This window comes from Curtobacterium sp. MCBD17_019, assembly GCF_003234555.1.
Classification (GTDB): Bacteria; Actinomycetota; Actinomycetes; order Actinomycetales; family Microbacteriaceae; genus Curtobacterium.
The window spans coordinates 346,597-369,067 of sequence record NZ_QKTT01000001.1; the positions used below are offsets into that span (position 1 = coordinate 346,597).

Genomic DNA, 22,471 nt, shown 5'->3' on the forward strand with positions numbered 1-22,471 from the left:
CGAAGGACGTCAGTGAGAACACACCTCCGCTCCCGACCCACCTGGGCGAGGATCCTCGGACTCGGTGCCGGGGCCGTCGTCGCCGCGACGGTCCTGGCCGGATGCTCCTCCGGGTCCTCCACCGCGACCGGCAGCTCGAGCTCCGCCTCCGGGTCCGGCGCCGCCACCGGCACGCTCAACTGGGCGTCGTCGTACGGCCCGTCGAGCTGGGACCCCGTGGTCAACGGCAGTGGCGCGTCCTTCCGGATCACCGCGCTCGCCTACGCGTCCCTGACGAACACGAACACCAAGGGCGAGGCGGTGCCCGGACTCGCCAAGAGCTGGGACTACAACGCGGACGGCACGCAGGTGACGTTCCACCTGCGGAAGGGTCTGACGTTCGACGACGGCAGCGCGCTCGACTCCACCGCCGTCGCGAAGTACCTGACCCGTGCGCAGACCCAGGAGAACTCGGCACTGGTCGGCGAGGGCATCTCGGTCATCAAGTCCATCGACACCCCGAACGCGACCGACGTCGTGCTCCACCTGAGCCAGGCCGACTACCAGCTGCCGCTGGTCCTGGCGCAGCGGGTCGGGCAGATCACGAATCCCGACAAGACCACCACCGAGCTCAACGAGAAGCCCGACGGCGCGGGTCCCTTCAAGCCGGTGAGCATCGTCGCCGGCTCCAAGGCCACGTTCGTCAAGAACCCCCGCTACTGGGACGCGAAGGACATCCACATCCAGAACGTGACGGTCTCGTTCGGCGTCGACGCCTCGAGCATCGTGTCGGGTCTGCAGAGCGGTGTGTACAACTTCGCCGACCTCGCGGCGAGCCAGGTCAAGTCCGCCAAGTCCGCCGGTCTCGACGTCGTGTTCCAGCCCGGGTTCAACGCGGCCAACGTCAGCGTGAACACGACGCAGGCGCCGTTCGACGACCCGAAGGTGCTCCAGGCGGTGAACTTCGCCATCAACCGGAACCAGATCGTCAAGCAGGTCGACTTCGGCTACGGGTCCGCGACGAGTGAGCCGTTCCCGAAGGGCTACATCGCGTACGACGCCGCGTCGGCGAACGAGTACCCGTACAACCCCACGAAGGCGAAGCAGCTCCTCGCCGAGGCTGGCTACCCGAACGGCGTCACGGTGACGATGACCGTCCTCAACAACAGCGCCGAGAACGAACTCGTGCAGGCGCAGCTCAAGAAGGTGGGCATCGACGCGACGCTGAAGGTCGACCCGAACTGGGCCACCTCGTTCTTCGCCAAGAAGCTGCCGCTGTCCACCTACAGCACCACGGGCCGCGACTCGCCCATCCAGACGCTGCAGGCGCACTTCGGTGCGCAGGGCGCGCTGAACTCGTCGGGCGTCGACGCCGGCAGTGCGTTCCAGGCGGCCGTCTCGAAGGCGCTCGCGACACCGCTCGACTCGCCCGACTACGCGGGGAACATCAAGGCGGCGACCGCCGCGGGGCTCGCCAACACGGGCCTGGTGTTCACCGACAGCGTGCCGAACATCCTCGTCAAGACGAAGGCGGTCTCGAGCATCCCGAAGATCCCGGCGTACATCACCTGGACCGGCGTGACCATCAGCGGGAGCTGACATGGCGAGCGAGATCGAGCTGCCCCGCGTCCGGAGCGTCCCCGCGCTCCGGGCGCGGTCGGCCGGCGGCCTGCGCTGGAAACGGGTCGTCCTGGCGGTGCTCCGCCCCCTCGCGGTGTTCGTGCCCGTGTTCGTGTTCGGGACGTTCATCACGTTCCTGCTCGGGGCGATCACCGGCCTGAACCCCGCGTACGTGCAACTCGGCGACGCCGCCACACCGTCGGCGGTCGCCCGGCTCAACCACCAGTGGGGCCTCGACAAGCCGTTCCTCGTCCAGTACTGGACGTGGTTCACCGACCTGCTCCACGGGTCCCTCGGCACGAGCTGGCTCGACGGCATCCCGGTCTCGACGCTCGTCGGTCAGCGGATCCTCATCAGCCTGTCCGTGGCGCTCGTCGCACTCGTGATCGGCGTGCTGGTCGGGGCGCTGCTCGGCGCGCTCGCGGCGGTCACCGCGACGAGCTGGGTGGACCGGACGATCACGGCGTTCACGTCGTTCATCTCGGTGATGCCCCCGTTCACCGTCGGCATCGTGCTCGTCGCCGTGTTCGCGGTCCAGCTGCACCTGCTGCCGTCCGCGGGGTTCATCCCGCTCAGCCAGGGCTTCGGACCCTGGCTGTCGCACGTGATCATGCCCGCGATCGCCCTGAGCCTCGACATGGTCGCCGGCATCGCACGGCAGCTCCGCGCGGGACTCGTGTCGGCGTACGACGAGAACTACGTGCTCGGCGCCACCGTGCACGGGCTCAGTCCGCGGCGGATCTTCTTCGTGCACGTCCTCCGGAACGGCGGCGGGCCGGCCCTCGCGCTCCTCGGACTGACGTTCCCGAACCTGCTCGGCGGTGCGGTGGTCACGGAGACCGTGTTCGGCCTGTCCGGGTACGGCGTCTTCGCGAGCACGTCCGCGCTGCACGGCGACGTCCCGAGCGTGCAGGGGGTGCTCGTCGTGTCGATCGTGCTCGTCGTCGGGTTCAACCTGCTCGTCAACATCGCGCTGAACCGCATCCAGCCGTCCGCCGCGAGAGGGGTCTGACATGCTCGCTCGCCTCATCCGGCTCCCGTCGTTCTGGGTCGGCACCGGGGTCCTCGCACTCGTCGTCCTGCTCGGTGTGTTCGGCCACCTGCTCGCGCCGCACGATCCCCTGCAGGGTGGGTCGCGGCTCCTGGCGGCACCGTCGGCCGCGCATCCGCTCGGCACCGACTACCTCGGTCGCGACGTCCTGAGTCGCCTGCTCGCCGGCGCCCCGGCGAGCGTCCTCAGCGCGTTCGAGGTGGCCGCCATCGCGCTCGTCGTCGGCACGGTCCCCGGCCTGCTGTCCGTGTACCTGGGGCGCGTGTTCGAGTGGCTCAGCCTCCGCGTCGTCGACACCCTCATCGCGCTGCCGTTCCTCGTGTTCGCGGTCGCCATGACGGCCCTGCTCGGCAACGGGCTCACGCAGGCGATGTTCAGCGTCGGCATCCTGCTCGCCCCGATGTTCTACCGTGTCTCGCGCGCGGCAGCGCTGTCCGTGTCGGGCTCGCAGTTCGTCGAGGCGGCGGTGCTCAGCGGCGCGTCCACGGGCTGGGTGCTCCGGAAGCACATCGCACCGAAGGTCGTCGCGCCGGTCGGGATCGCCTTCGCGAACGCGACCGGGGTCGGACTCGTCATCGTGGCGAGCCTGACGTTCCTCGGCATCGGCGTGCAGCCACCGGCACCGACCTGGGGCGGGATGCTCGCGTCCGACCTCGGGTACCTGTCGTACCAGCCGTACGCGCCGGTGTGGCCGATCGTGCTCATCATGGCGACCGTGTGGTCCCTCAACCTGCTCGCGGACGTCCTCCGCGACGCGTCGGGCGAGTCCGGCCGCGTGATGCTCCGCAGACGCGCCCTGGAGCGAGCTCGGCGTCGCGCCCGCGGCATCGCGACCCCCGTCGCCCCCGTCGCCCGGAAGGCCGGTTCCTGATGTCCGTTCCCACGCCCCGCCCCGCTCCCACGTCCGGCGCGGCGCGCGCGTCCACCGACGGCACGGCCGGGAGGCCCGACACGACCGACACCGCCGCACCGGTCGTCGTCGTGGACAGCCTGCGGATCCACGACCACCTGCAGGACGTCGTCGCGGTCGAGTCGGTCACGTTCTCGCTGCGCCCCGGGCAGGCGCTCGGCATCGTCGGTGAGTCCGGCAGCGGCAAGACGATCACGTGCCGCGCGCTGCTCGGCGTGCTCCCGGAGTTGTTCGAGGTCACGGCCGGCTCGGTCACGATCGACGGCCGCGACACCGCCACGCTGAGCCGGAAGGACTGGACGGCGCTCCGCGGCACGACGATCTCCGCGGTGTTCCAGGACCCCGCGACCTACCTCAACCCATCGATCCCGGTCGGGAAGCAGCTCGAGGAGATCCTCCGCGTCAAGAAGGGCGTGCCCCGGCGGCAGGCGGAGGACGCCGCGGTCGCCCTGCTCGAGGCCGTGCGCATCCGCGACCCGCACTTCGTGTTCCACCAGTACCCGTTCGAGCTGTCCGGCGGCATGCTCCAGCGCATCCTCATCGCCGCCGCGGTCGCCTGCGAACCCGCGGTGCTCATCGCCGATGAGGCCACCACGGCGCTCGACGTCACCGTGCAGGCGGAGATCCTCGACCTGCTCACCGACCTCAAGGACCGCCTCGGGCTCGCACTCATCGTCGTCTCGCACGACCTCGCGGTCGTCGCGCAGCTCTGCGGCGAGGTGCTCGTCATGCGGAACGGCGTCGTCGTGGAGCAGGGCCCCACCGAGCAGATCCTGTACCGGCCGGAGCACGAGTACACGCAGCTCCTGCTCGACGAGCACCACCGGTTCGGCCTCGAGCGGTTCCTCCGGGCCCCCGGAGATGACCCGGCGGCCAGCGTCGGCCGCGGTTCCCGGACGGAGGCCCCTGCATGAGCACCACGACCGACGCGACCGCGGGTGGCACCGCCACCCGCGCCGACGGAGCCGCCCCGGTCCTCCAGATCGAGGGTCTGCGGGTGTCGTACGGACGCGGTGCGCGGCGACAGCAGGTGATCCACGACGCCGACCTGACGATCGCACCTGGCGAGGTGGTCGGACTCATCGGCGAGACCGGGTCCGGCAAGTCGACGCTCGCGCGCGCGGTGCTCGGACTCGTGCCGGCGAGCGGGGGCCGGATCATCCTGGACGGACAGGACGTCACCCGCGCGAGCGCGAAGCAGCGGCAGGGGCTCCGCCGCTCCGGCCGGGTGCAGTACGTGTTCCAGGACCCGATGCGGAGCCTCGACCCCGGCTTCACCCTCGAGCAGTCGATCGCGGAACCCCTCGTGACGAGCGGCCGGTACGACCGGACGACCATCGCGGCGACGGTCCGCGAGTACCTGGCGAAGGTGCGGCTCGACGAGCGCCTGCTCGACCGGCTTCCCGGGCAGGTCTCCGGCGGGCAACGGCAGCGGATCGCGATCGCCCGAGCCCTGGTCACCCGACCCGGGCTGCTCATCCTCGACGAGCCGGTCAGCGCCCTCGACTCGGCGAACCGTGTGCAGATCCTCGAACTGCTCCAGGGGCTCGCCGGGCCGGACGTGTCACTGCTGTTCATCTCGCACGACCTCGGCTCCGTCGCCGGCATCACCGACCGCGTCGTCGTGCTGTATCGCGGTCGGGTGGTCGAGACGAACACGACGGACGCGATCATCAACGACCCGCAGCACCCGTACACGCAGTTGCTCGTGGGGTCCGCGCCGACGCTCGGCACCGAGGCGGCCACCCGCGCCTGGCGGGACGAGCTGCGCGCCCGCGTCGACGCCGGCTGACGCGCCGCAGGCGCACCCCGCCCGCCAGATCGCGGTCGGTGTCGTTCCGGAGGGTGCCAGAACGGCACCGATCGCGATCTCGCGGAGGGTCGTCGTGCCTCCAGTACCGTCGGCAGCATGACGGACCCGTTCGCGACCCTGCCGTTCCCCGTGATCGACGGCCACAACGACCTGCCGTGGGAGTGTCAGATGCGGCGCAGCTCGTCCGTCGAGGGCGTCGACGGCACCGCGCTCACGCTCCACACCGACCTGCCGAAGCTCCGTGCGGGCGGTGTCGTCGGCCAGTTCTGGTCCGTGTACGTCGACGTCGACGAGCCGGACCCCGTCCGCACGACGCTCCAGCAGATCGACCTGGTCCACCGCCTCATCACCCGCTACCCGGACGACCTCCGGCTCGCGCGCACCGCCGACGAGGTCCGCGCGGCCGTCTCGGCCGGACGCATCGCGAGCCTGCTCGGGGCCGAGGGCGGGCACGCGATCGGCGACGACCTCGCCGTGCTCCGGACGTTCGCGCGGCTCGGCGTCCGGTACATGACGCTGACGCACACCGCGGACACGGCCTGGGCGGACTCCGCGACGGGGGAGCGCGCGCACGGCGGCCTGACCGACCGCGGGCGCGAGGTCGTCGCCGAGATGGAACGGATCGGCATGCTCGTCGACCTCTCGCACACGAGCCCCGACACCATGCGCGACACGCTCGACGTCGCCACCGCCCCGGTGCTGTTCAGCCACTCGTCGACGATCGCGGTGAACGACCACCCGCGGAACGTCCCCGACGACGTGCTCGCCCGACTCACCGACAACGGCGGAGTCGTCATGATCACGTTCGTGCCGGCGTTCGTCTCCGCGGCCTGGGCCGCGTGGGAGGCCGCCGACCCGGCGAGCCGCCCGGCCGACGGCCCGATCGTCACCGTGGCCGACGTCGCGGACCACGTCGACCACGCACGCCAGATCGCGGGCATCGAGCACGTCGGGCTCGGGGGCGACTACGACGGCACGCCCGTCCTGCCCCCGGACCTCCGCGACGTCTCGCGGTACCCGGTGCTCGCCGACGAGCTCCGGCGGCGCGGCTGGTCGGACGACGACCTCCGCGCGCTGGCGGGCGGCAACGTGCTCCGGGTGCTCGCCGCGACGGACGCGGCGTTCGTCGGGGGCTGACGCAGCGTTCGTCGCGAACCGACGACGGACGGACGGACGGGAGGCGCGGGGCCGGGCCCGTCAGAACGCGTAGCGGACGCGGCAGTACGGCATGGTCGCGGCGAGCAGCGTCGTGAACCGGTCCACCGCAGCCCGCTTCAGCTCCCGCCGGTACCGCACGTTCACGGCGCCGTTCTCGGACACCTTCGTCTCCTGCAGTTCGGGGCGCCACAGGACGTCCTCGGCCTTGGGGTGCCAACCGAGGTTCACCCCATGCAGACCCTCGTTGTGGGTGAGCATGATGACCTCGCACGCCAGCTGCGCCTTGGTCCGCGGGGACAGGACGTCGTCGAGGTGCTCGAACAGCGCCTGCCAGTCCTGCTCCCACGTCGGTGTGAGGATCACCGGTGAGAAGTTGAGGTGGACCTCGTACCCGGCGTCGACGAAGTCGTCGATCGCCGCGATGCGCTCGGCCATGGGTGACGTCCGGATGTCCGTGAGCTTGGCGAGCTCGGCCGGCATGAGCGAGAACCGGACCCGCGTGCGTCCCATCGGGTCCCAGTCCAACAGGTCGCGGTTGACGTACTTCGTGGCGAACGACGCCTTGGCGGTCGGCATCATGCGGAACAGGTCGACGAGGTCGTGGACGTTCGCGCTCACCAGGGCGTCGGCCGAGCAGTCCGAGTTCTCGCCGATGTCGTAGACCCAGGCCTCCGGGTCGCACTGGTTCGGCTCGACCTTCGGCCCCTGCTTGGCGACGTGGCGGGCGATGTGCCGTTGGATCTGCTCGATGTTCACGAAGGTGGTGATCGGGTTGCTGTACCCCTTGCGCCGCGGGACGTAGCAGTACGCGCACGCCATCGCGCACCCGTTCGCCGTCGACGGGGCGATGAAGTCGGCGCTGCGCCCGTTCGGCCGCGTGACCAGGGACTTCTTGACGCCGAGCACGAGGGCCTCGGTCTTGATCCGGACCCAGCGACGCACGTTGGTCTCGTCGCCGTGGACCTCGGGGATCTGCCAGTGCGACGGGACCTCGACGACCTCGGCGTCCGGCCACTCGGCGACGATCTCGGCACCACGCGGCATCGCGAGCGCGGCCGGCTCGGCGTAGATGCGTCGGACGTCGAGGAGCTGCCGCGGGGCGGTCGTCGTGGTGCCGGTCATCGCCTCCATCGTGGCCCCGACCACCGACACCACGCGAGGTCCGATCCGCACGCGCGAGGCCCCGCGGGGCGCCGTGCCGCGCCGCTGACCGCCGGTCAGCCCCGCGCGAGGTGCTGCGTCAGGAAGAGCGCGGCTCGGTCGAGCGCCCGGTCCGACTCGTCGAGCGTCCCGACGAACGTCTGGAAGACGTGCGGCACGTCGGCGGTGACGTCGAGGACCACGTCGACCTCGGCCTCCACGGCCCGGGTGGCCAGGCGGACGGCGTCGTCGAGGAGCACCTCGTTCGTCCCGACCTGCAGGAGCATCGGCGGCAGGCCCGTCAGGTCGCCGACCACCGCCGGGGCGAGCAGTGGCTGGTACGGGTCCTGGCCCGCCAGGTAGAGCGCTCCGGTCCGGCGCATGCCGGCCGCGGTGAGGAACGGGTCGACGCCGTCCTTCGTGGTCATCGACGCACCCGTGCGGGTGTGGTCGAGTCCGGGCGAGAACGCGACGATCGCGGCGGGCGTCGGCAGGCCGGCGTCCCGGGCCGCGATGCTCGTCGTGACGCTCAGGCCGCCGCCCGCGGAGTCGCCCGCGAAGGCGATGGTCGCGGGGTCCTCGCCCTGGTCGACGAGGTCGCGGAAGGCCGCGACACCGTCCTCGATCGCGGCGGGGAACGGGTGCTCGGGCGCGAGCCGGTAGTCGAGCGAGACCGCTCGGACGCCGGTCCGCAGCACGAGCTCCGTGGTCAGGGCCATCGCCGTGTCGGGGGAGCCGAGCAGCCAGGAGCCGCCGTGGAAGTACAGGATCGTCCCCGGACCGGCCTCACCCTCGGGTTCGACGAGGACCGCCGGGCGGCCGCCGAGTTCGACCGCGCTGCGCCGGACGCCGCCGGGGACCGGGAACCGGGCCATCAGCGCGGCGAAATCGGCGCGCATCTCCTCGATCGATCTCGGCTCGTCCTCGTGTGCCGTCGCCCGCAGTGCCGTGTCCAGGGCCCGTCGTGCTGCTCGCGTCATGTCGTCCTCCTCGTTCGGAAACTGCATGCCGTGGCATGCAAGGTAGACTGTATGTCATGGCAAGTACATCGGCAACCGCCCGCCGCGCGGCGCTCTTCGACGACCTCGTGCGGTGCGAGACCCGCGTCTACAACGCCCTCACCGACCGGCTCCGCACCGACCACGGCATCGTCGCGTCCCAGTTCGAGATGCTCCGGTACCTCCGCGCGCACCCCGATGCACGGGTCGGTGACGTCGCCCGCACCATCGCCGCCGGGATCGGCGCGATCAGCAAGGGGGTCGACCGCCTGGAGGGCCGGGGCTGGGTCACGCGCGTCCCCAACCCGGTGGACGGCCGGTCCTCGCTCCTCCGGCTCACCGGGCGCGGGGCGGAGCTGGTCGCCGAGGCGGAGCGCACCTTCGACGCGCTGCTCGAGTCCCTCCTCGCACCGGTGCTCGACGACGACCAGGTCGCCGCGACGGGCGCGGCGCTCGCCGCGCTCCGGCGGTCGCTCGAGGCGGACCGCATCGGCGTCCCCGTGGGCTAGGGGCGCGCGACGAACCCGCGGCGCGCCCACGTGGCAGGCTCCGGAGCGTGACCGTCATCGCCATCGAAGAACACTGGACGACCCCCGACCTCCGCCAGGCCCTCGAACGGCTCCCCGGGGACCGTCGGGACGACAGCCTCGTCCTCAACGAGCACGGGGACACCCTCGCCCTGCTCGAGGACCTCGACGCCGCGCGCCTCGCCGTCATGGACGAGCAGGGGGTCGACCTGCAGGTCCTGTCCGTGGCCCCGCCCGCGACCGGACCACTCGACCCCGCCGACGCGGTGGCGACGAGCCGCGACCTCAACGAGGCCGCGGCCGCCGCGGTCGCACGCCGTCCCGACCGCTTCCGTGCGATGGCGACGTTGCCGATGGCGGAGCCGAGCGCGGTCGTCGCCGAGCTCGAGCGAGCCGCCGACCTCGGGTTCGTCGGGGCGATGGTCTACGGCCGCACGGGCGACGTCCCCCTCGACGACCCACGGTACGACGACCTGTTCGCCGTGGCGGCCGCCCGGGGCCTCCCGGTGTTCATCCACCCGCAGATCCCACCGCGGGCCGTGCGCGAGGCGTCCTACTCCGGCTTCGACCCGATGACCGACCTCGCGCTGTCGACCTTCGGGTGGGGCTGGCACCTCGAGGCCGCGGTGGCGGCGCTCCGTCTGATCGCCCGGGGCACGTTCGACCGGCACCCGGACCTCCAGATCGTCCTGGGGCACTGGGGCGAACTCCTGCTGTTCTGGGTCGACCGCATCCAGAGCCTCGCGCGCACCGCTGGGCTCGACCGCCCGGTGGTCGAGTACCTGCGGTCGAACGTGGTCGTGACGACGTCGGGCATGTTCAACCCCGCGCTCCTCCGGCACGCCCTGACCGTCACGTCGGTCGACCGCCTCGTGTTCTCGACCGACTACCCGTTCCAGCGGCCGACGCGCGCGGATGTCGAGCGGTTCCTCGCCGAGTTCGACTCGGACGCCGACCGCGAGGCGTTCACGAGCGGCAACGCACGGCGCGTGTTCGGGCTCGGCGACGACGTGGCGCGGTAGCTCCGCGGGAGGCCCGCCCTACGCCCGCGCGAACACGAGCGACGCGTTGTGGCCGCCGAAGCCGAACGAGTTGAGCAGGGCGACCCCGGTGTCGACCGTCCGCGGTGTCGTCGCCACGTCGACCTCGACCTCGGGGTCCACGGCGTCGACGTTCGTCGTCGGCGGGACCGTCCCGGTCCGCAGGGCCTCGACCACGGCCACCGCCCCGAGCGCGCCGGACGCCCCGAGCAGGTGCCCCGTCATGGACTTCGTCGACGTCACGACGGGGTGCGCCCCGACGGACGACAGGATCGCGCGTGACTCGTTGAGGTCCCCGAGCGGCGTCGAGGTCGCGTGGGCGTGCACGAACCCGATCTCGGACCCGGGGACACCCGCCACCCGCAGGGCGAGCGTCATGGTGCGCGCCTGGTTGTCCGGGTCGGCCTGGACGATGTCGTGGGCGTCGCTCGTCACGGCCGACCCGTCGAGCCACGCGAGCACCCGGGCGCCGCGTGCGCGGGCGTGGTCCTCGGACTCGAGCACGAGCATCGCCGCCCCCTCGCCGAGCACGAAGCCGTCGCGGTCGGCCGCGAACGGCCGGGAGGCACGGCTCGGGTCGTCCTGCCGCCGCGACAACGCGCGGGTCTGGGCGAGCGCCGCGAGCGTGAGGCCCTCGACGCAGGCCTCGGTGCCGCCGGCGAGCACGACGTCGGCCGCGCCGGACGCGATGAGCATCCGCGCCTGCCCGAGGGCCTCGGTGCTCGACGCGCACGCGGACACGGGCGCACTGGCTCCGCCGCGGGCGCCGATCGCCATCGAGAGCCAGGCCGCCGCGCCGTTCGCCATCATCATCGTGACGGTGTGGGGGAGCACCTTCCGGGATCCCGACCGCTCGAGCGCGTGCTGCTGCTCGATGGTCGAGTGCAGGCCGCCGATCGCGGTGCCCACGACCACGGCGGCGCGGTCCCGGTCGTCGTCGGTGAGGGGGCCGTCGTACCCGGCGTGGGCCCACGCCTCCCGGCCGGCGACCATGGCGATCTGCTCCGCGCGGTCCATGCGCTTCGTCTCGCGCACCGTCAGGTGCGCGCCGAGGTCCGCGTCGACGCGCGCACCGATGCGGACCGGCAGCTCCGCCGCCCAGTCGTCCTCGATCAGGGCGACACCGGAGCGACCGGCGAGGAACGCCGCCCAGGTGCTCGGGGCGTCGGCGCCGACGGGGGAGACGGCGCCGAGGCCGGTGACGGCGACGCGGGTGCTGGTCATGCGGTCCATCCTCGCAGCGGGTCCGGGGGTCGAATCGGTGGAGGTCCCACCACGGTTCGGCGACCGGACGGTGGTGATCCTCCAACGAGCGGTCCCGCCGTGTTCGGAGCCGCGGCTAGGCTCGACGGGTGCAGGCGATCGTCATCGAGCGGCTGGACGGTCCCGACGCGGCGGTCGTCCGAGACGTCCCGGAACCCGGACACCACCACCACCGTGCGGGCGGCGTCCGGGTCGTCGTCGAGGTCCGTGCGGTGGGCCTGAGCGTCATCGACGTCCTGCAGAGCCGGGGCCGCTACCAGTACGGCACGCCCACCCCCTACGTGCTCGGCAGCGAGATCGCGGGTGTCGTGGTCGAGGCGGACCCGGCGAGTGGCTTCGCGGAGGGCGACCGCGTCGGCAGCATCGTGTTCTGGGGCGGCATGGCCGAGCGGGCGGTCGTCGCGCCGGACTACACGGCGAAACTCCCCGACGACATGTCGTTCGCCCAGGGGGCGGCGGTGTACCTCAACTACTCGACCGCCTGGTTCGCGCTGCACCGGTCGGGCGTCCGTCCGGGAGGCACGGTGCTCGTCCACGGCGCGGCCGGCGGCGTCGGGACAGCCCTGCTCGACCTCGCCGACGCCTTCGGCGTCCGCGCGATCGCGGTCGTCTCGTCGGACGACAAGGCGGAGCTCGCGCGCCGGGCGGGTGCCCACGAGGTCATCCGGTCGGATGGCCCCTGGAAGGACGACGTCCTGCGCCTGACCGATGGCCACGGGGTCGACGCCGTGCTCGACCCCGTCGGCGGCGACCGCTTCACCGACTCGCTGCGGGCGCTCCGCACGGGTGGGATGCTCGTCGTCATCGGGTTCGCCGGCGGTTCGATCCCCGAGGTCCGGGTGAACCGGCTGCTCCTGCGGAACCTGTCCGTCACGGGGATCTCGATGGACACCATGGACGCCGAGTACCCCGGCACGCTGCGCATGGTCCGCGACGCCGTGCAGGACCTCATGGCGGCGGGACGGATCCACCCCGTCGTCGGGCGTGTGTTCCCGTTCGTCGAGGCCGCCGACGCGATGCGCCTCATCGAGTCCCGCGACGCCCTCGGCAAGGTGGTCGTCACCGGCCCGTGACCGGACGGGCGGGGACCGCCCTCCTGGTAGCGTGCTGAACGGCAGTGACACGGTGTCGACCCGAACGACACCGGCTGCCAGGTGGACCGGAACGGTGGTGGACCTTGGCACGTGGACCAGCGGACGGTGAGCGGCGCGATCCCTACTCGCCGACCCTCCTCGAGGGCGATCGGATCCTCGTGACCGGCGGCGGGTCCGGCCTGGGCAAGGCGATCGCGGGCGCCCTCGTCGCCCACGGGGCCGAGGTCGTGCTCTGGGGCCGCCGCCGTGCCGTGCTCGACGCCGCCGCGAGCGAGATCGCGATGCTCGGTGACCCGTCGCGGATCGTCGTCGACTCGGTCGACGTGCGTGACGCCGAGGCCGTCGACGCCGCGGTCGACCGGATGCACGCCGGGGGTCGTCCCCTCACCGGGCTCGTCAACGGCGCCGCCGCGAACTTCATCGCCCCGACCGAGTCGCTGTCCGCACGCGCGTTCGCCGCGGTGACCTCGACGGTGATCAACGGCTCGTTCCACGTCACGCACGCCGTCGGTCGCCGATGGATCCGCGAGGGCCTCCCCGGCGCCGTCGTGTCCCTCCTGACCACGTGGGTCGAGACCGGTTCGGCCTACGTCGTGCCGTCGGCGATGTCGAAGGCCGCCGTGAACGCGATGACGATGTCGCTCGCCGTCGAGTGGGCGCACTACGGGATCCGGTTGAACGCCGTGGCGCCCGGTCCGGTGCCGACGGAGTTCGCCTGGGACGTCCTCGACCCCGGGGACAGTTCCGTCATCGGGGCCACCGACGTGCGCGGTGTCCCCGCGGGCCGGTTCGGGCGCCCCGACGAGGTCGCGAACCTCGTCATGTTCCTGCTGTCCGACGCGTGTGACTACCTGACCGGCGAGACGATCGCGATGGACGGCGGGCAGCGGCTCGCCGGACCGTCGACGTTCTCGGACCTCACCCACCTCACCGCGGACGACTGGGCCGCGATCCGCGCTCGGGGCAAGGCCGCTGCGGCCGCGACGAAGGCGCAGCAGGCGGAGGGCGCCGGGGCCGACCAGCGGTAGGGGCGGTCACTGCCCGGTGAACTCGGGCGGGCGTCGGTTCAGGAAGGCGTCGAGCGCCTCGGCCATGTCCGCGGTCCGGGACAGCAGCGCCTGTCCTCGGCTCTCGTACTCGACCGCCGCGGCGTACGACCCGATCTCGAGGTTGTGCTGCAGCGCTCGCTTCGAGAACCGGACGCCCGACGGCGAGTTCCCCACGATCGCGGCCGCGGTGGCCAGCGCCTCCTCGAGCAGGGACTCCGCCGGGACGACGCGGGACACGAGTCCGATCCGCTCCGCCTCGGCGGCGTCGACCGCGCGACCGGTCAACGTGATCTCCGCGGCGCGGCCCGACCCGATCACGCGTGGGAGGAGCCAGGACAACCCGAGATCACCGGCGGACAGGCCGATCCGGACGAACGACGCGACGAAGGTGGCCGTGGGAGAGGCGAGTCGGATGTCCGCCGCGAGGGCCAGCGAGAACCCGCCACCGGCGGCCGGACCGTTCACCGCCGCGACGACGGGGATCGGCAGGGACCGGAGGCCGACGAGCGCGCGTGCCGCGGCCTCCTGGCGGGCGAGCATCCCCATGGCGGTGAGCTGCGGGAGCTCCTTCGCCTCGTCGAGGTCGTAGCCGGACGAGAACCCCCGGCCGGCGCCCGTGAGCACGAGCACGCGGACGTGCTCGTCGCGGGCGAGCGATGCGGCGAGCTCCTCGAGCTCGGCGAACATCCCGACCGTGATCGCGTTGAGCCGCTCCGGGCGGGACAGCGTCGCCAGGACGACGCCCGGCGCGGGGCGGGTCACGACGACGGTGGTCTGGTGCGCGGTCACGGTGCTCCTCGGTTCGGCAGGCGCGGCGCCCGCCGACGTCCAGGGACTCACACGGCGACCGGTTCCGCGACCGGGACGGGCGCGCCGGGTCCGGCGACGCCCACGTGCTCGGGCAGCCGCACGACCTGCGCGGCGTACGCCAGCCCGGCGCCGAACCCGAACTGCAGGGCGATCTGGCCCGGCTGCGCGAGTCCCTCACGCAGCAGCCGCTCGGTCGCGAGCGGCACCGACGCGGACGACGTGTTGCCCGTGTCGACGATATCGCGCGCGACGATGACGTCGTCGGCGAGTCCGAGCCGGTCGTGCAGTCCCTCGACGATCCGGAGGTTCGCCTGGTGCGGCACGAAGACCTCGATGTCCTTCGGGGTCAGGCCCGCGTCCGCGATCGCCTTGAGCGCGAGCTCCGGCAGCGCCGTCTGCGTCCACCGGTACACGCTCGGTCCGTCCTGGCGCGCGGTCGGCCACGGCACGCGCTCGTCGTCGGCGGCGTACTTGAAGTCGAGCCACGAGTGCGTCAGCCCGATCGCGCCGTTGAGGCGGCCGTCCGACCCCCACACGGTCGGGCCGATGCCGGGGGTGTCGCTCGGTCCGACGAGTGCGGCACCCGAGCCGTCACCCATGATGAACGACATCGTGCGGTCGGTCGGCTCGATGAAGTCGGAGATCTTCTCGGCACCGATCACCAGGACGTGCCGGGCGAGCCCCGAGCGGATCATCGCATCCGCTTGGCCGATCCCGTAGCAGTAGCCCGCACAGGCGGCGTTGGCGTCGAACGCGGCGGTGCCGGGTCCGGTGCCGAGCCGATGCGCCACGAGGGGCGCCATCGCGGGCGTGGTCTGCATCCACGAGATGCTCGCGACGATGACGACGTCGACCTGCTCGGGGTCGATCCCGGCGGCCTCGATCGCACTGCGCCCGGCCTGCTCGGCGAGGTCCTCGACCAGGACCTCCTTGCGCGCGTGCCGACGCGTGACGATCCCCGTGCGGCGGCGGATCCACTCGTCGGACGAGTCGATGGGACCGACGAGGTCGTCGTTCGGGACGACGAGGTCCCCGCGGACGCCCCCGACGCTGATGATGCGGGAGGCCGTGGTGGTGGTCGCGCTGCGCATGGTGCTGGACACGCTATGTGTTCGAGGCGGCCCGGCTCGGGGTTTGGTGACCCCAGTCCGGGGCGTCCGCGTCGAGCGGACAGTCCGGCGCCGCGCTGCCGGTCAGGCCTGCGGTGCGGCCAGCCGGGACTCCCACTTGTCGACGACCTGCTCCGCGATCCCGCGCACGTCCTCGGTGGCCGGCCCCGGCTCGGGGACGAACCCCGCGCGCCGGTAGTACTCGAGCTCCCGGATCGACTCGAGGATGTCGGCCAGGGCGCGGTGGCCGCCGTGCTTCTCCGGTGCGTTGAAGTACACGCGCGGGAACCAGCGGCGGCAGAGTTCCTTGATGCTCGACACGTCGACGCTGCGGTAGTGCAGGTGGTTGTCGACCCGGGGCATGTACCGCGCGAGGAACGACCGGTCGGTGCCGATCGTGTTGCCCGCCAGCGGTGCCGAGCCCTCGGCGGGGACGTGCCGCAGGATGTACTCGAGCACCTGGTACTCCGCGTCGGCCAGGCTCACGCCGTTCGGGATCTCGTCGATGAGGCCCGAGGTCGTGTGCATGTTCCGCACGAAGTCGTTCATGTTGTCGAGTGCCGACTGGTTCGGCTTGATGACGATGTCGAAGCCCGGGTGGACCGGCTCGAGGTCGAAGTCCGTGACGACGACCGCGACCTCGACGAGTTCGTCGGCGTCGAGGTCGAGCCCCGTCATCTCGCAGTCGATCCAGACGAGGCGGTCGTGTGACGTGGACATGTGCTCGATCCTATGCCGGTCCGGTGACGGTCCTGGGGGGCGGGGTCGGGCCTCCCGGCCGGGCCGCGTGCGGTCGGGAGGCGCGGCGGACGTCCGGTGGTCAGCTCACCTCGCCGGCGCTGACGGCCTCCGCCTCGATGCGCTGGGGCTCGGGTCCGTCGTCGACGCGGCGGAGTGCGCGCGCCGCGACGAGCGTCACGACGAAGGCGACCGTGACGGACGCGCCGGCGAAGACGTACGCGGCACTCGGGGCGATCGCGTCCGCGAGCAGCGTCGCGACCGGCGGGGCCACCGCGCCGCCGATGAACCGGACGGCCGAGTAGGCGCTCGACGCAACGGCACGGGGCAGGTCCGTGGCCTCCATGACGCTCTCGGTGAGGACGGTGTTGAGCACGCCGAGCACGAGACCGCCGATCACCACGCAGATCACCAGGCCGACCTGGCTGTGCACCACGACCGCCGCCGCGAACAGGTCGAGCGCCAGCAGCGGCAGCGCGAGCCGGAGCACCGACGTGCGCCGGAGCCGGGCCGTCAGCATCGGCGCGACCCACACCGAGGTGACCGCGAGGCCGACACCCCAACCGAAGAAGGTGAAGCCGATGCCGAGCGCGTCGAAGCCGAGCGGGTACGGCGTGTAGGCGAGGAGCACGAAGAAGCCGATGTTGTAGAACAGCGCGGTCGCGGCGAGGGCGGCCAGCGCCGGACGGCCGAGCGCGCGGAACGGGGCGGACAGCGGGGTGGGCGACGGCTTCTCCACCCCGTTGCCCCGGAGGAACACGAGGATCGCCACGAACGCGATCGCCATGAGCGTCGTCACGCCGAAGAACGGCCCGCGCCAGCTGATCGACCCGAGGAGCCCGCCGACCAGCGGACCGATCGCGATGCCGAGCCCGAGCGCCGCCTCGTACAGGATGATCGCCGAGGCCGTCCCGCCCGACGCCGCACCGACGATCGTGGCGAGCGCGGTCGAGATGAAGAGCGCGTTGCCGAGCCCCCACCCGGCGCGGAAGTCGATGATGTGCCAGACGCTGCCGGACGTGGCGGCGAGCACCGAGAACAGCACGATGAGCGCGAGCCCGATCATGAGCGTCTTCTTCGCGCCGATCCGGCTCGAGACCCAGCTCGTGAAGAACATCGCGACGCCCGTCACTGCGAGGTAACTCGTGAACAGGAGCTCGGTCTGCGTCGGCGTGGCCTTGAGGGACTGCGCGATCGCCGGGAGGATCGGGTCCACGAGCCCGATGCCCATGAACGCCACGACGCAGGCGAAGGCGATCGCCCAGACCGCCGAGGACTGCTTGAGGATGCTGCTGCTGCTGCTGCTGCTGCTGCTGCTGGTGCTGCCGTGGCCGGTGGGGCCGTGGCCGGTGCCGGTCGGTGCTGCGTGGTCCGTCACGCGGGTGTCTCCGTCCTGACCCGCGCCGTGACGAGGGTCGCTGCTCGGTGCAGGGTGTCCCACTCGTCGGGGTCGAGGTCCGCGAAGAGCGGACCGACCTCGCGCGCGAGGGTGGCGCGCCAGTCCCGGATGGCCTGGTGACCGGCGTCGGTGATCGTGATGAGGCCGGCCCGGGAGTCCTCCGGGTCGGTGGTCCGGCTCGCGAGGCCGTCCGTGACCATGCCCGCGACGAGCTTGGTCATCGTCGGCTGGCTGACCCGGCTGACCGCGGCGAGCTCGCCGAGGCGCATCGTGCCGTCGCTGTCGAGGATGCCGAGGGTCCGCCACACGGCCGACGAGGTCGTGTTGCCGCTGGCGCGGGCAGCGCGACGGATCAGTCGATTCACGGACACGAGGAGCGCCTCGATGGTGGCCTCGCGATCGTCCATGCCGACAATTCTATAGCCGAGCTATGTATCGGACAAGGGCCGTCCTCCCGACCGTCCTCGTGGTGCCCGATGCGCGGGCCGCTCGATGCCCCGACTGGTAGAAGGGACGAATGAGCGACATCACCATCCACGAGGGCGACGAGTACACCGCCATCTACCACGACGGCCCCTTCAACGGCACGACGGACACCCGCACCGCGACGACCGACACGTGGGACGACGAGGTGACGGCGTTCGCGATCGTCGACGGGCTCGAGACCGCGTTCACCTACAAGGCCGAGAACGCCAAGCAGGTCGTCGACCAGGTGCACGTCGACTACCGCTGGGACGCCGAGCACTCGGACCCCGTCGACGCACTCGAGAACCGGGGCGACCGCACCGGCGAGTTCGACCGCCCCTGACCCGCGTCCGCCGGCCTCCGGGAATGGAGGCCGGCCGGATCGCGTTCGGCCCCGCATGCACCTCGACCTGTACACGTCCGCGTTCTGCGCCCCCTGCGCCGCGGCACGACGGGTCGTCGGTGAGGCACAGCGGCTCGTCCCCGCGCTCGAGGTGCGGGAGCTCGACGTCGCGGCGCACCCGGATCGGGTCGAGGCGCTCGGCATCCGCTCCACGCCGACCATCGTCATCAGTGCGGCGGACGGCGACGAGGTGTTCCGCGCTGCAGGGGTCCCACGACCGGACCAGCTGCTGACGGCGCTCGCCCGCGCGCTGCCCTGACGCGTCCCCGCCGTCCCGGCATGCGACCCGTCGCCGTCCACGGCCACGCCGTACAATCGCTCGCAGGCCTCCGTAGCTCAGTGGAAGAGCAGATGGTTTCTACCCATCCTGTCGCGGGTTCGAATCCTGCCGGGGGCGCGCGACGACGAACGGCCGCCCCCGTCGAGGGAGCGGCCGTCCATGTGGTCCGTCTGAGCGCGCGCTCGATCAGTCGTCGTCCTGGTCGGCCCGGCGTCGGAGTTCCGCTGCGCTGACCGGCGAACCATACGGCGCCTCGTCTGTTTCGTCGGGATCGGCCGGCTCGACCGGCGCGTCGGCGATGCGGGTCGAGATCGACGTCGTGTTCGTGGTCGCGGGCCCGGCCGCGTCGACCTTCGGGTCCGTCAGCTCGCCCGCCGGTCGGCCCTGCTCGCCGGACTCATCCGCGCTCACCGGGGCGACCTGGGCCGGGGCCGCGGTCGGGGACTGGGTCGCCGGACGCTCCGACGTCGACGGTCGTGCGAGGGCCACTGCCGGCACCACGGCCGTCTGCCGGTCCGCCTCGGTCCCGCCGGTACCGGACACTGCCGTGCCGGACGGCGCCACCGCTGCCGATCCGTCGGCTCCCGCCTCGCGCTCCGGCGTCCCGACCGGCCGTGCCGAAGGGGCGCGGTCCGCCGGGGCGCTGCTGTCTGCCGAAGCACTGCGGTCGGTCAGTGTGCCGCGAGCTGCCGAAGCACTGCGGTCGGGCAGGGGGCTGCGATCCACACGGGGGAGCACCGGTGCGATCGGCGCCGGACGCGGAGCGGTCCCCGAACCGACCGTCACCCCACCGGCGGCGCCGTCGGCGGTCCCGCTCGCCGCGGTCGTGCCCGTCGCGGTCGTGCCCGTCGCGGTCGTGCCCGTCGCGTCCGAGCGCCCGGCGCGGAGGGGCGTCGTCGTGGCACCGCGCTCGGCACCGGATCCCGCCCGTACCGCGTCGGTCTGGTCCGCGTTCCACTCCTGCTGGCGCTTGACGAGGTCGGCGTCGGGGTCCGGGCTCTCGAACTTCCAGCGCTCCAGGTCCGCGCGGAACAGCTTGCGTGCCCTGGACGGCCGCGCCTGCCACTCGAGCATCCGGTCACGGAACTCGGACAGCGACTGTTCGGCCTGGAAGCTGAAGGTCGACGAGTGCTTCTTGATGTCGGCGATCTCGTGCTGCGCCCAGTTCGCCGCCACGGGTGCACCGACCACGGGCAGGAGCCGCAGCCGGATGTCGGCGTCCTCGGCCAGGTGATCCGCGTAGGAACGCTCGTCGTGGCCCAGCGCACCCCAGGTCGCCGCCTTGCGCGCGGCGGAGATCACGCCGGCGACGGCGGCGTTCTTCGCTTCGCGCTCCTGCATCGCCACGACGCGCTTGGTGGCACCGCGACCGATGAGGGCCGCGATGATGCCCGCGACGACGATCGCGACGAACGGGATGATCGCGCCCGAGATGAGTCGCCAACCATGGGCCGAACCCGACCAGTCGATGAAGCTGTTCCACCATTGCATGTGCGCACCATATCCATGGCTCACGGCGCCGTCGGCGTGCGACAGGCCATTGCGGAGAACCGCCCCGCGGAGGGTCCGATCGGTGTCACCAGCGCAGGCAGTCGACGGCGTCGTCCGGGTCCCACACCGTGGGGAGCGCCACGAAGCGACGCTCGGCGGGGACGTATCGGCGCGCTCGGTACGCCGGAGCGCCCGCGACCTCGACGCGGTCCACGTACCCGACGATCTCGCCGTTCGCGCGGGTCACCCGGCTCAGGTCCTCACGCACGTCGAGGACGCGGAGGCCGCCACGGGAACGCGCGACCGGCCGTGGCGTCCCGATCCGCCAGGGAGCTGCTGTCGTCTCCAATGTCGCCTCCTCGTCCGCCAGGCGGTTCCCGGCTCGACGACGACGCTAGGAGCACCCGCCGACAGCGCAGCGCGCGACCGCGACCGGTGTGGACGACGGGCGCCGTGCCTCCCGTGTGGAGGGCGGGCCGGGGAATGGCGAGGGGCCCGTCGTCGTTGACCACCCAGCCGGGAGTCGCCCGGCCGCGGAAGGTAGGTTGCCCCCATGACGACGTTCGTGCTCGCAGGTGGTTGTTTCTGGTGTCTCGACGCGGTGTACCGCACGCTCCAGGGCGTGCAGGACGTCGTGTCCGGTTACGTCGGCGGGACGGTCGCCGACCCCTCGTACGAGCTCGTGTGCACCGGCCGGACCGGGCACGCCGAAGCGGTCGCCGTCACCTTCGACGAGACCGTGATCCCCGCCGACGTCATCCTCGACGTCTTCTTCACGCTGCACGACCCGCGCCAGCTCAACCGTCAGGGCGCCGACGTCGGCACCCAGTACCGGTCGGCGATGTTCCCGGCCGACGACGAGCAGCGTGCCCTGTTCGAGCGCGCGATCGAGCGTGCGGCTGACATCTGGGACGGCACCATCGTCACGACGATCGAGCCGCTCACGGAGTTCTACCGGGCCGAGGAGTACCACCAGGACTTCTTCGCGAAGAACCCGGGTCAGGGCTACTGCATGGCCGTCGCGGTGCCCAAGGTGAACAAGGTGCGCCGGGCGTACGCTCAGTACATCCTGGCGTCGTAGCCGGACACCGATCCGGTCGTCGGACGGCGCGGGACCACGAGGAGGTGGTCGACGATGACGACGACGGACGAGCGTGTCACCACACGCACGACGGACACCTGGGTCGCGATCGGACCGGCCGGTGCGGTGGGCAGCATCCACCGCACCGAAGCCGGGTTCCGCGTCGCGCTGTACGGCCGGGAGGACCGACACGCGTCGTACCCGACGCTCGAGTCGGCGAAGCGTGCCGTGCACGCGGCGCTCGGGCCATTGGCCGAGCGGCCCGAGTTCCGCGCCCACTGACCGGACGTCGTCCCCAAGGGACCGGTCGGGGCGGTTGTCCACCGGTGTGGTCGACAGCGCCTCGCCGCGTCGGGCCAGGCCCGACGATCGGGGCATGAACGACACGATCACCATCCGCGGCATCGTCGCGACCGAACCACGGCACCTCGTCACGGGGACCGGCCTGGCCATCACGAGCTTCCGACTGGCGTCGCCGTCGCGGCGGTGGGACCGCGCCAACTCCGCCTGGGTGAACGGCGACACGAACTGGTTCACGGTCACCGCGTTCCGCAGCCTGGCGTCGAACTGCACCGGTTCCGTCGTCAAGGGGGACCGGGTGCTCGTCGCGGGGCGGTTGCGGGTCCGGACGTGGGAGCGCCAGGACCGGTCGGGGCTCGCGGTCGAGATCGACGCCGACGCGATCGGGCACGACCTGGCCTACGGGCGCGGTCAGTGGCGCCGCACGCCGCGGCAGACGGCCGACGAGATGGCGGCTCCGGGTGACGCGCCGTCGGCCGAGGAACGCGCGGTGGCCGGTGCCGTCGCGGTCGAGGTCGCAGCCGGCGCGCTGGGGGCGACGCCCGGTGCCGACGACGCTGGCTCCATGGACGGGAACCTGGACGACGGCGGCCCGGATGGCGACGGTCTCGCCTCGACACCGGGGATGTTCGTGGCACCGGAGTTCGCGGGCGTGGGCCCCGACGGCGTCGTGCCCGACGACGACGCCGCACCGGCCCCTGGCCCGGACCGTCACGACCCCTCGGCCCTCGCGGTGGATGCCACGGCGTGACG

General features: G+C 72.2%; 25 protein-coding genes and 1 tRNA gene. 16 read left to right on the forward strand and 10 right to left on the reverse strand.

The features are described 5' to 3' along the window. The first annotated feature begins 12 nt into the window (after positions 1-12). From DEI82_RS01665 to DEI82_RS01690, 6 genes are all read left to right on the forward strand, one after another. Positions 13-1,578 (forward strand): ABC transporter substrate-binding protein, encoded by a 1,566-nt coding sequence (locus DEI82_RS01665; protein WP_111013809.1) that lies wholly within the window; start codon positions 13-15, stop codon positions 1,576-1,578. A 1-nt stretch (position 1,579) separates the two neighbouring features. Beyond that, a complete protein-coding gene (locus DEI82_RS01670; protein WP_111035581.1) occupies positions 1,580-2,611 on the forward strand; it encodes an ABC transporter permease in 1,032 nt (343 codons plus the stop codon). Between the two features lies 1 nt (position 2,612). Beyond that, positions 2,613-3,521, forward strand: a complete 909-nt coding sequence (locus DEI82_RS01675) for an ABC transporter permease (protein WP_111013807.1) — start codon at positions 2,613-2,615, stop codon at positions 3,519-3,521. Further along, the gene (locus tag DEI82_RS01680; protein WP_111035582.1) at positions 3,521-4,474 is read left to right on the forward strand and encodes an ABC transporter ATP-binding protein; all 954 of its coding nucleotides are present in this window, start codon (positions 3,521-3,523) and stop codon (positions 4,472-4,474) included. The genes DEI82_RS01675 and DEI82_RS01680 overlap by 1 nt, the downstream gene beginning before the upstream one ends. After that, positions 4,471-5,352, forward strand: a complete 882-nt coding sequence (locus tag DEI82_RS01685; protein ID WP_111035583.1) for an ABC transporter ATP-binding protein — start codon at positions 4,471-4,473, stop codon at positions 5,350-5,352. Before DEI82_RS01680 ends, DEI82_RS01685 begins: the two co-directional genes overlap by 4 nt. A 117-nt stretch (positions 5,353-5,469) precedes the next feature. Next, positions 5,470-6,510 (forward strand): dipeptidase, encoded by a 1,041-nt coding sequence (locus DEI82_RS01690; RefSeq protein ID WP_111035584.1) that lies wholly within the window; start codon positions 5,470-5,472, stop codon positions 6,508-6,510. A gap of 60 nt (positions 6,511-6,570) precedes the next feature. Here DEI82_RS01690 and DEI82_RS01695 read toward each other — a convergent pair whose 3' ends face one another. Next, a complete protein-coding gene (locus tag DEI82_RS01695) occupies positions 6,571-7,653 on the reverse strand; it encodes a spore photoproduct lyase family protein (protein ID WP_111035585.1) in 1,083 nt (360 codons plus the stop codon). Between the two features lie 95 nt (positions 7,654-7,748). Beyond that, a complete protein-coding gene (locus tag DEI82_RS01700; RefSeq protein ID WP_111035586.1) occupies positions 7,749-8,651 on the reverse strand; it encodes an alpha/beta hydrolase in 903 nt (300 codons plus the stop codon). Positions 8,652-8,707: 56 nt separating this feature from the next. Here DEI82_RS01700 and DEI82_RS01705 point away from each other — a divergent pair, with 56 nt between their 5' ends. After that, a complete protein-coding gene (locus DEI82_RS01705; RefSeq protein ID WP_111035587.1) occupies positions 8,708-9,178 on the forward strand; it encodes a MarR family winged helix-turn-helix transcriptional regulator in 471 nt (156 codons plus the stop codon). A gap of 47 nt (positions 9,179-9,225) precedes the next feature. Then, positions 9,226-10,218, forward strand: a complete 993-nt coding sequence (locus DEI82_RS01710) for an amidohydrolase family protein (protein ID WP_111009969.1) — start codon at positions 9,226-9,228, stop codon at positions 10,216-10,218. An 18-nt stretch (positions 10,219-10,236) separates the two neighbouring features. On the opposite strand, the gene DEI82_RS01715 is transcribed toward DEI82_RS01710, so the two are convergent. Beyond that, the gene (locus DEI82_RS01715) at positions 10,237-11,460 is read right to left on the reverse strand and encodes a beta-ketoacyl synthase (RefSeq protein ID WP_111035623.1); all 1,224 of its coding nucleotides are present in this window, start codon (positions 11,458-11,460) and stop codon (positions 10,237-10,239) included. A gap of 128 nt (positions 11,461-11,588) precedes the next feature. Here DEI82_RS01715 and DEI82_RS01720 point away from each other — a divergent pair, with 128 nt between their 5' ends. Together DEI82_RS01720 and DEI82_RS01725 are read left to right on the forward strand one after the other, a co-directional pair. After that, positions 11,589-12,572, forward strand: coding sequence for an NADPH:quinone oxidoreductase family protein (locus tag DEI82_RS01720; RefSeq protein ID WP_111035588.1), 984 nt, complete (start codon positions 11,589-11,591; stop codon positions 12,570-12,572). Between the two features lie 104 nt (positions 12,573-12,676). Beyond that, the gene (locus tag DEI82_RS01725; RefSeq protein WP_111013799.1) at positions 12,677-13,621 is read left to right on the forward strand and encodes an SDR family oxidoreductase; all 945 of its coding nucleotides are present in this window, start codon (positions 12,677-12,679) and stop codon (positions 13,619-13,621) included. Between the two features lie 6 nt (positions 13,622-13,627). Here the strand turns inward: DEI82_RS01725 and DEI82_RS01730 are convergent, their stop codons facing one another. From DEI82_RS01730 to DEI82_RS01750, 5 genes are all read right to left on the reverse strand, one after another. Next, the gene (locus DEI82_RS01730; RefSeq protein WP_111035589.1) at positions 13,628-14,431 is read right to left on the reverse strand and encodes an enoyl-CoA hydratase/isomerase family protein; all 804 of its coding nucleotides are present in this window, start codon (positions 14,429-14,431) and stop codon (positions 13,628-13,630) included. Positions 14,432-14,478: 47 nt separating this feature from the next. Further along, positions 14,479-15,543: a beta-ketoacyl-ACP synthase 3 gene (locus tag DEI82_RS01735; RefSeq protein WP_111013797.1), complete on the reverse strand. Its 1,065-nt coding sequence runs from the start codon at positions 15,541-15,543 to the stop codon at positions 14,479-14,481. A gap of 102 nt (positions 15,544-15,645) precedes the next feature. Further along, positions 15,646-16,281 (reverse strand): oligoribonuclease, encoded by a 636-nt coding sequence (orn, locus tag DEI82_RS01740; protein ID WP_111013796.1) that lies wholly within the window; start codon positions 16,279-16,281, stop codon positions 15,646-15,648. A 100-nt stretch (positions 16,282-16,381) separates the two neighbouring features. Further along, complete coding sequence (locus DEI82_RS01745; RefSeq protein WP_258368572.1) at positions 16,382-17,587, reverse strand: MFS transporter; 1,206 nt, start codon at positions 17,585-17,587, stop codon at positions 16,382-16,384. An 86-nt stretch (positions 17,588-17,673) separates the two neighbouring features. Then, on the reverse strand, positions 17,674-18,105 hold the full coding sequence (locus tag DEI82_RS01750) for a MarR family winged helix-turn-helix transcriptional regulator (protein WP_111013794.1): 432 nt from the start codon (positions 18,103-18,105) through the stop codon (positions 17,674-17,676). A 110-nt stretch (positions 18,106-18,215) separates the two neighbouring features. On the opposite strand from DEI82_RS01750, the gene DEI82_RS01755 reads away from it, so the two are divergent. The 3 genes from DEI82_RS01755 to DEI82_RS01765 all read left to right on the forward strand — a co-directional run bounded on the left by DEI82_RS01755 (position 18,216) and on the right by DEI82_RS01765 (position 18,963). Beyond that, the gene (locus tag DEI82_RS01755; RefSeq protein WP_111035591.1) at positions 18,216-18,506 is read left to right on the forward strand and encodes an oligoribonuclease; all 291 of its coding nucleotides are present in this window, start codon (positions 18,216-18,218) and stop codon (positions 18,504-18,506) included. Positions 18,507-18,561: 55 nt separating this feature from the next. After that, entirely contained in the window at positions 18,562-18,825 is a 264-nt protein-coding gene (locus tag DEI82_RS01760) for a thioredoxin family protein (protein WP_111013793.1), read from the forward strand. Between the two features lie 66 nt (positions 18,826-18,891). Then, a tRNA-Arg gene (locus tag DEI82_RS01765) sits at positions 18,892-18,963 on the forward strand. Between the two features lie 69 nt (positions 18,964-19,032). Here DEI82_RS01765 and DEI82_RS01770 read toward each other — a convergent pair. Both DEI82_RS01770 and DEI82_RS01775 read right to left on the reverse strand, forming a co-directional pair. Beyond that, positions 19,033-20,337, reverse strand: coding sequence for a hypothetical protein (locus DEI82_RS01770; RefSeq protein ID WP_111035592.1), 1,305 nt, complete (start codon positions 20,335-20,337; stop codon positions 19,033-19,035). A gap of 85 nt (positions 20,338-20,422) precedes the next feature. After that, positions 20,423-20,686 carry a hypothetical protein gene (locus tag DEI82_RS01775; RefSeq protein ID WP_111009950.1) on the reverse strand — a complete coding sequence of 88 codons (264 nt, stop codon included), beginning with the start codon at positions 20,684-20,686 and terminating at the stop codon, positions 20,423-20,425. 204 nt (positions 20,687-20,890) lie between these two features. Here DEI82_RS01775 and msrA point away from each other — a divergent pair, with 204 nt between their 5' ends. The 3 genes from msrA to DEI82_RS01790 all read left to right on the forward strand — a co-directional run bounded on the left by msrA (position 20,891) and on the right by DEI82_RS01790 (position 22,469). Next, positions 20,891-21,418, forward strand: coding sequence for a peptide-methionine (S)-S-oxide reductase MsrA (gene msrA / locus DEI82_RS01780; RefSeq protein ID WP_111009948.1), 528 nt, complete (start codon positions 20,891-20,893; stop codon positions 21,416-21,418). Between the two features lie 54 nt (positions 21,419-21,472). Continuing rightward, complete coding sequence (locus DEI82_RS01785; protein ID WP_111009946.1) at positions 21,473-21,700, forward strand: methyltransferase; 228 nt, start codon at positions 21,473-21,475, stop codon at positions 21,698-21,700. Between the two features lie 94 nt (positions 21,701-21,794). After that, on the forward strand, positions 21,795-22,469 hold the full coding sequence (locus DEI82_RS01790; RefSeq protein WP_111009944.1) for a single-stranded DNA-binding protein: 675 nt from the start codon (positions 21,795-21,797) through the stop codon (positions 22,467-22,469). The last annotated feature ends 2 nt before the right edge of the window (positions 22,470-22,471 follow it).

What these genes read in the sequence shown, in the direction of transcription:
- DEI82_RS01790 (WP_111009944.1), top strand. Translation starts at nt 21,795, where the DNA reads ATGAACGACACGATCACCATCCGCGGCATCGTCGCGACCGAACCACGG.
- DEI82_RS01675 (WP_111013807.1), top strand. Translation starts at nt 2,613, where the DNA reads ATGCTCGCTCGCCTCATCCGGCTCCCGTCGTTCTGGGTCGGCACCGGG.
- DEI82_RS01750 (WP_111013794.1), bottom strand. Translation starts at nt 18,105, where the DNA reads ATGGACGATCGCGAGGCCACCATCGAGGCGCTCCTCGTGTCCGTGAAT.
- DEI82_RS01670 (WP_111035581.1), top strand. Translation starts at nt 1,580, where the DNA reads ATGGCGAGCGAGATCGAGCTGCCCCGCGTCCGGAGCGTCCCCGCGCTC.
- DEI82_RS01695 (WP_111035585.1), bottom strand. Translation starts at nt 7,653, where the DNA reads ATGACCGGCACCACGACGACCGCCCCGCGGCAGCTCCTCGACGTCCGA.
- DEI82_RS01685 (WP_111035583.1), top strand. Translation starts at nt 4,471, where the DNA reads ATGAGCACCACGACCGACGCGACCGCGGGTGGCACCGCCACCCGCGCC.
- msrA (WP_111009948.1), top strand. Translation starts at nt 20,891, where the DNA reads ATGACGACGTTCGTGCTCGCAGGTGGTTGTTTCTGGTGTCTCGACGCG.
- DEI82_RS01785 (WP_111009946.1), top strand. Translation starts at nt 21,473, where the DNA reads ATGACGACGACGGACGAGCGTGTCACCACACGCACGACGGACACCTGG.
- DEI82_RS01770 (WP_111035592.1), bottom strand. Translation starts at nt 20,337, where the DNA reads ATGCAATGGTGGAACAGCTTCATCGACTGGTCGGGTTCGGCCCATGGT.
- DEI82_RS01700 (WP_111035586.1), bottom strand. Translation starts at nt 8,651, where the DNA reads ATGACGCGAGCAGCACGACGGGCCCTGGACACGGCACTGCGGGCGACG.
- DEI82_RS01680 (WP_111035582.1), top strand. Translation starts at nt 3,521, where the DNA reads ATGTCCGTTCCCACGCCCCGCCCCGCTCCCACGTCCGGCGCGGCGCGC.
- DEI82_RS01715 (WP_111035623.1), bottom strand. Translation starts at nt 11,460, where the DNA reads ATGACCAGCACCCGCGTCGCCGTCACCGGCCTCGGCGCCGTCTCCCCC.
- DEI82_RS01755 (WP_111035591.1), top strand. Translation starts at nt 18,216, where the DNA reads ATGAGCGACATCACCATCCACGAGGGCGACGAGTACACCGCCATCTAC.
- DEI82_RS01705 (WP_111035587.1), top strand. Translation starts at nt 8,708, where the DNA reads ATGGCAAGTACATCGGCAACCGCCCGCCGCGCGGCGCTCTTCGACGAC.
- orn (WP_111013796.1), bottom strand. Translation starts at nt 16,281, where the DNA reads ATGTCCACGTCACACGACCGCCTCGTCTGGATCGACTGCGAGATGACG.
- DEI82_RS01690 (WP_111035584.1), top strand. Translation starts at nt 5,470, where the DNA reads ATGACGGACCCGTTCGCGACCCTGCCGTTCCCCGTGATCGACGGCCAC.
- DEI82_RS01760 (WP_111013793.1), top strand. Translation starts at nt 18,562, where the DNA reads ATGCACCTCGACCTGTACACGTCCGCGTTCTGCGCCCCCTGCGCCGCG.
- DEI82_RS01735 (WP_111013797.1), bottom strand. Translation starts at nt 15,543, where the DNA reads ATGCGCAGCGCGACCACCACCACGGCCTCCCGCATCATCAGCGTCGGG.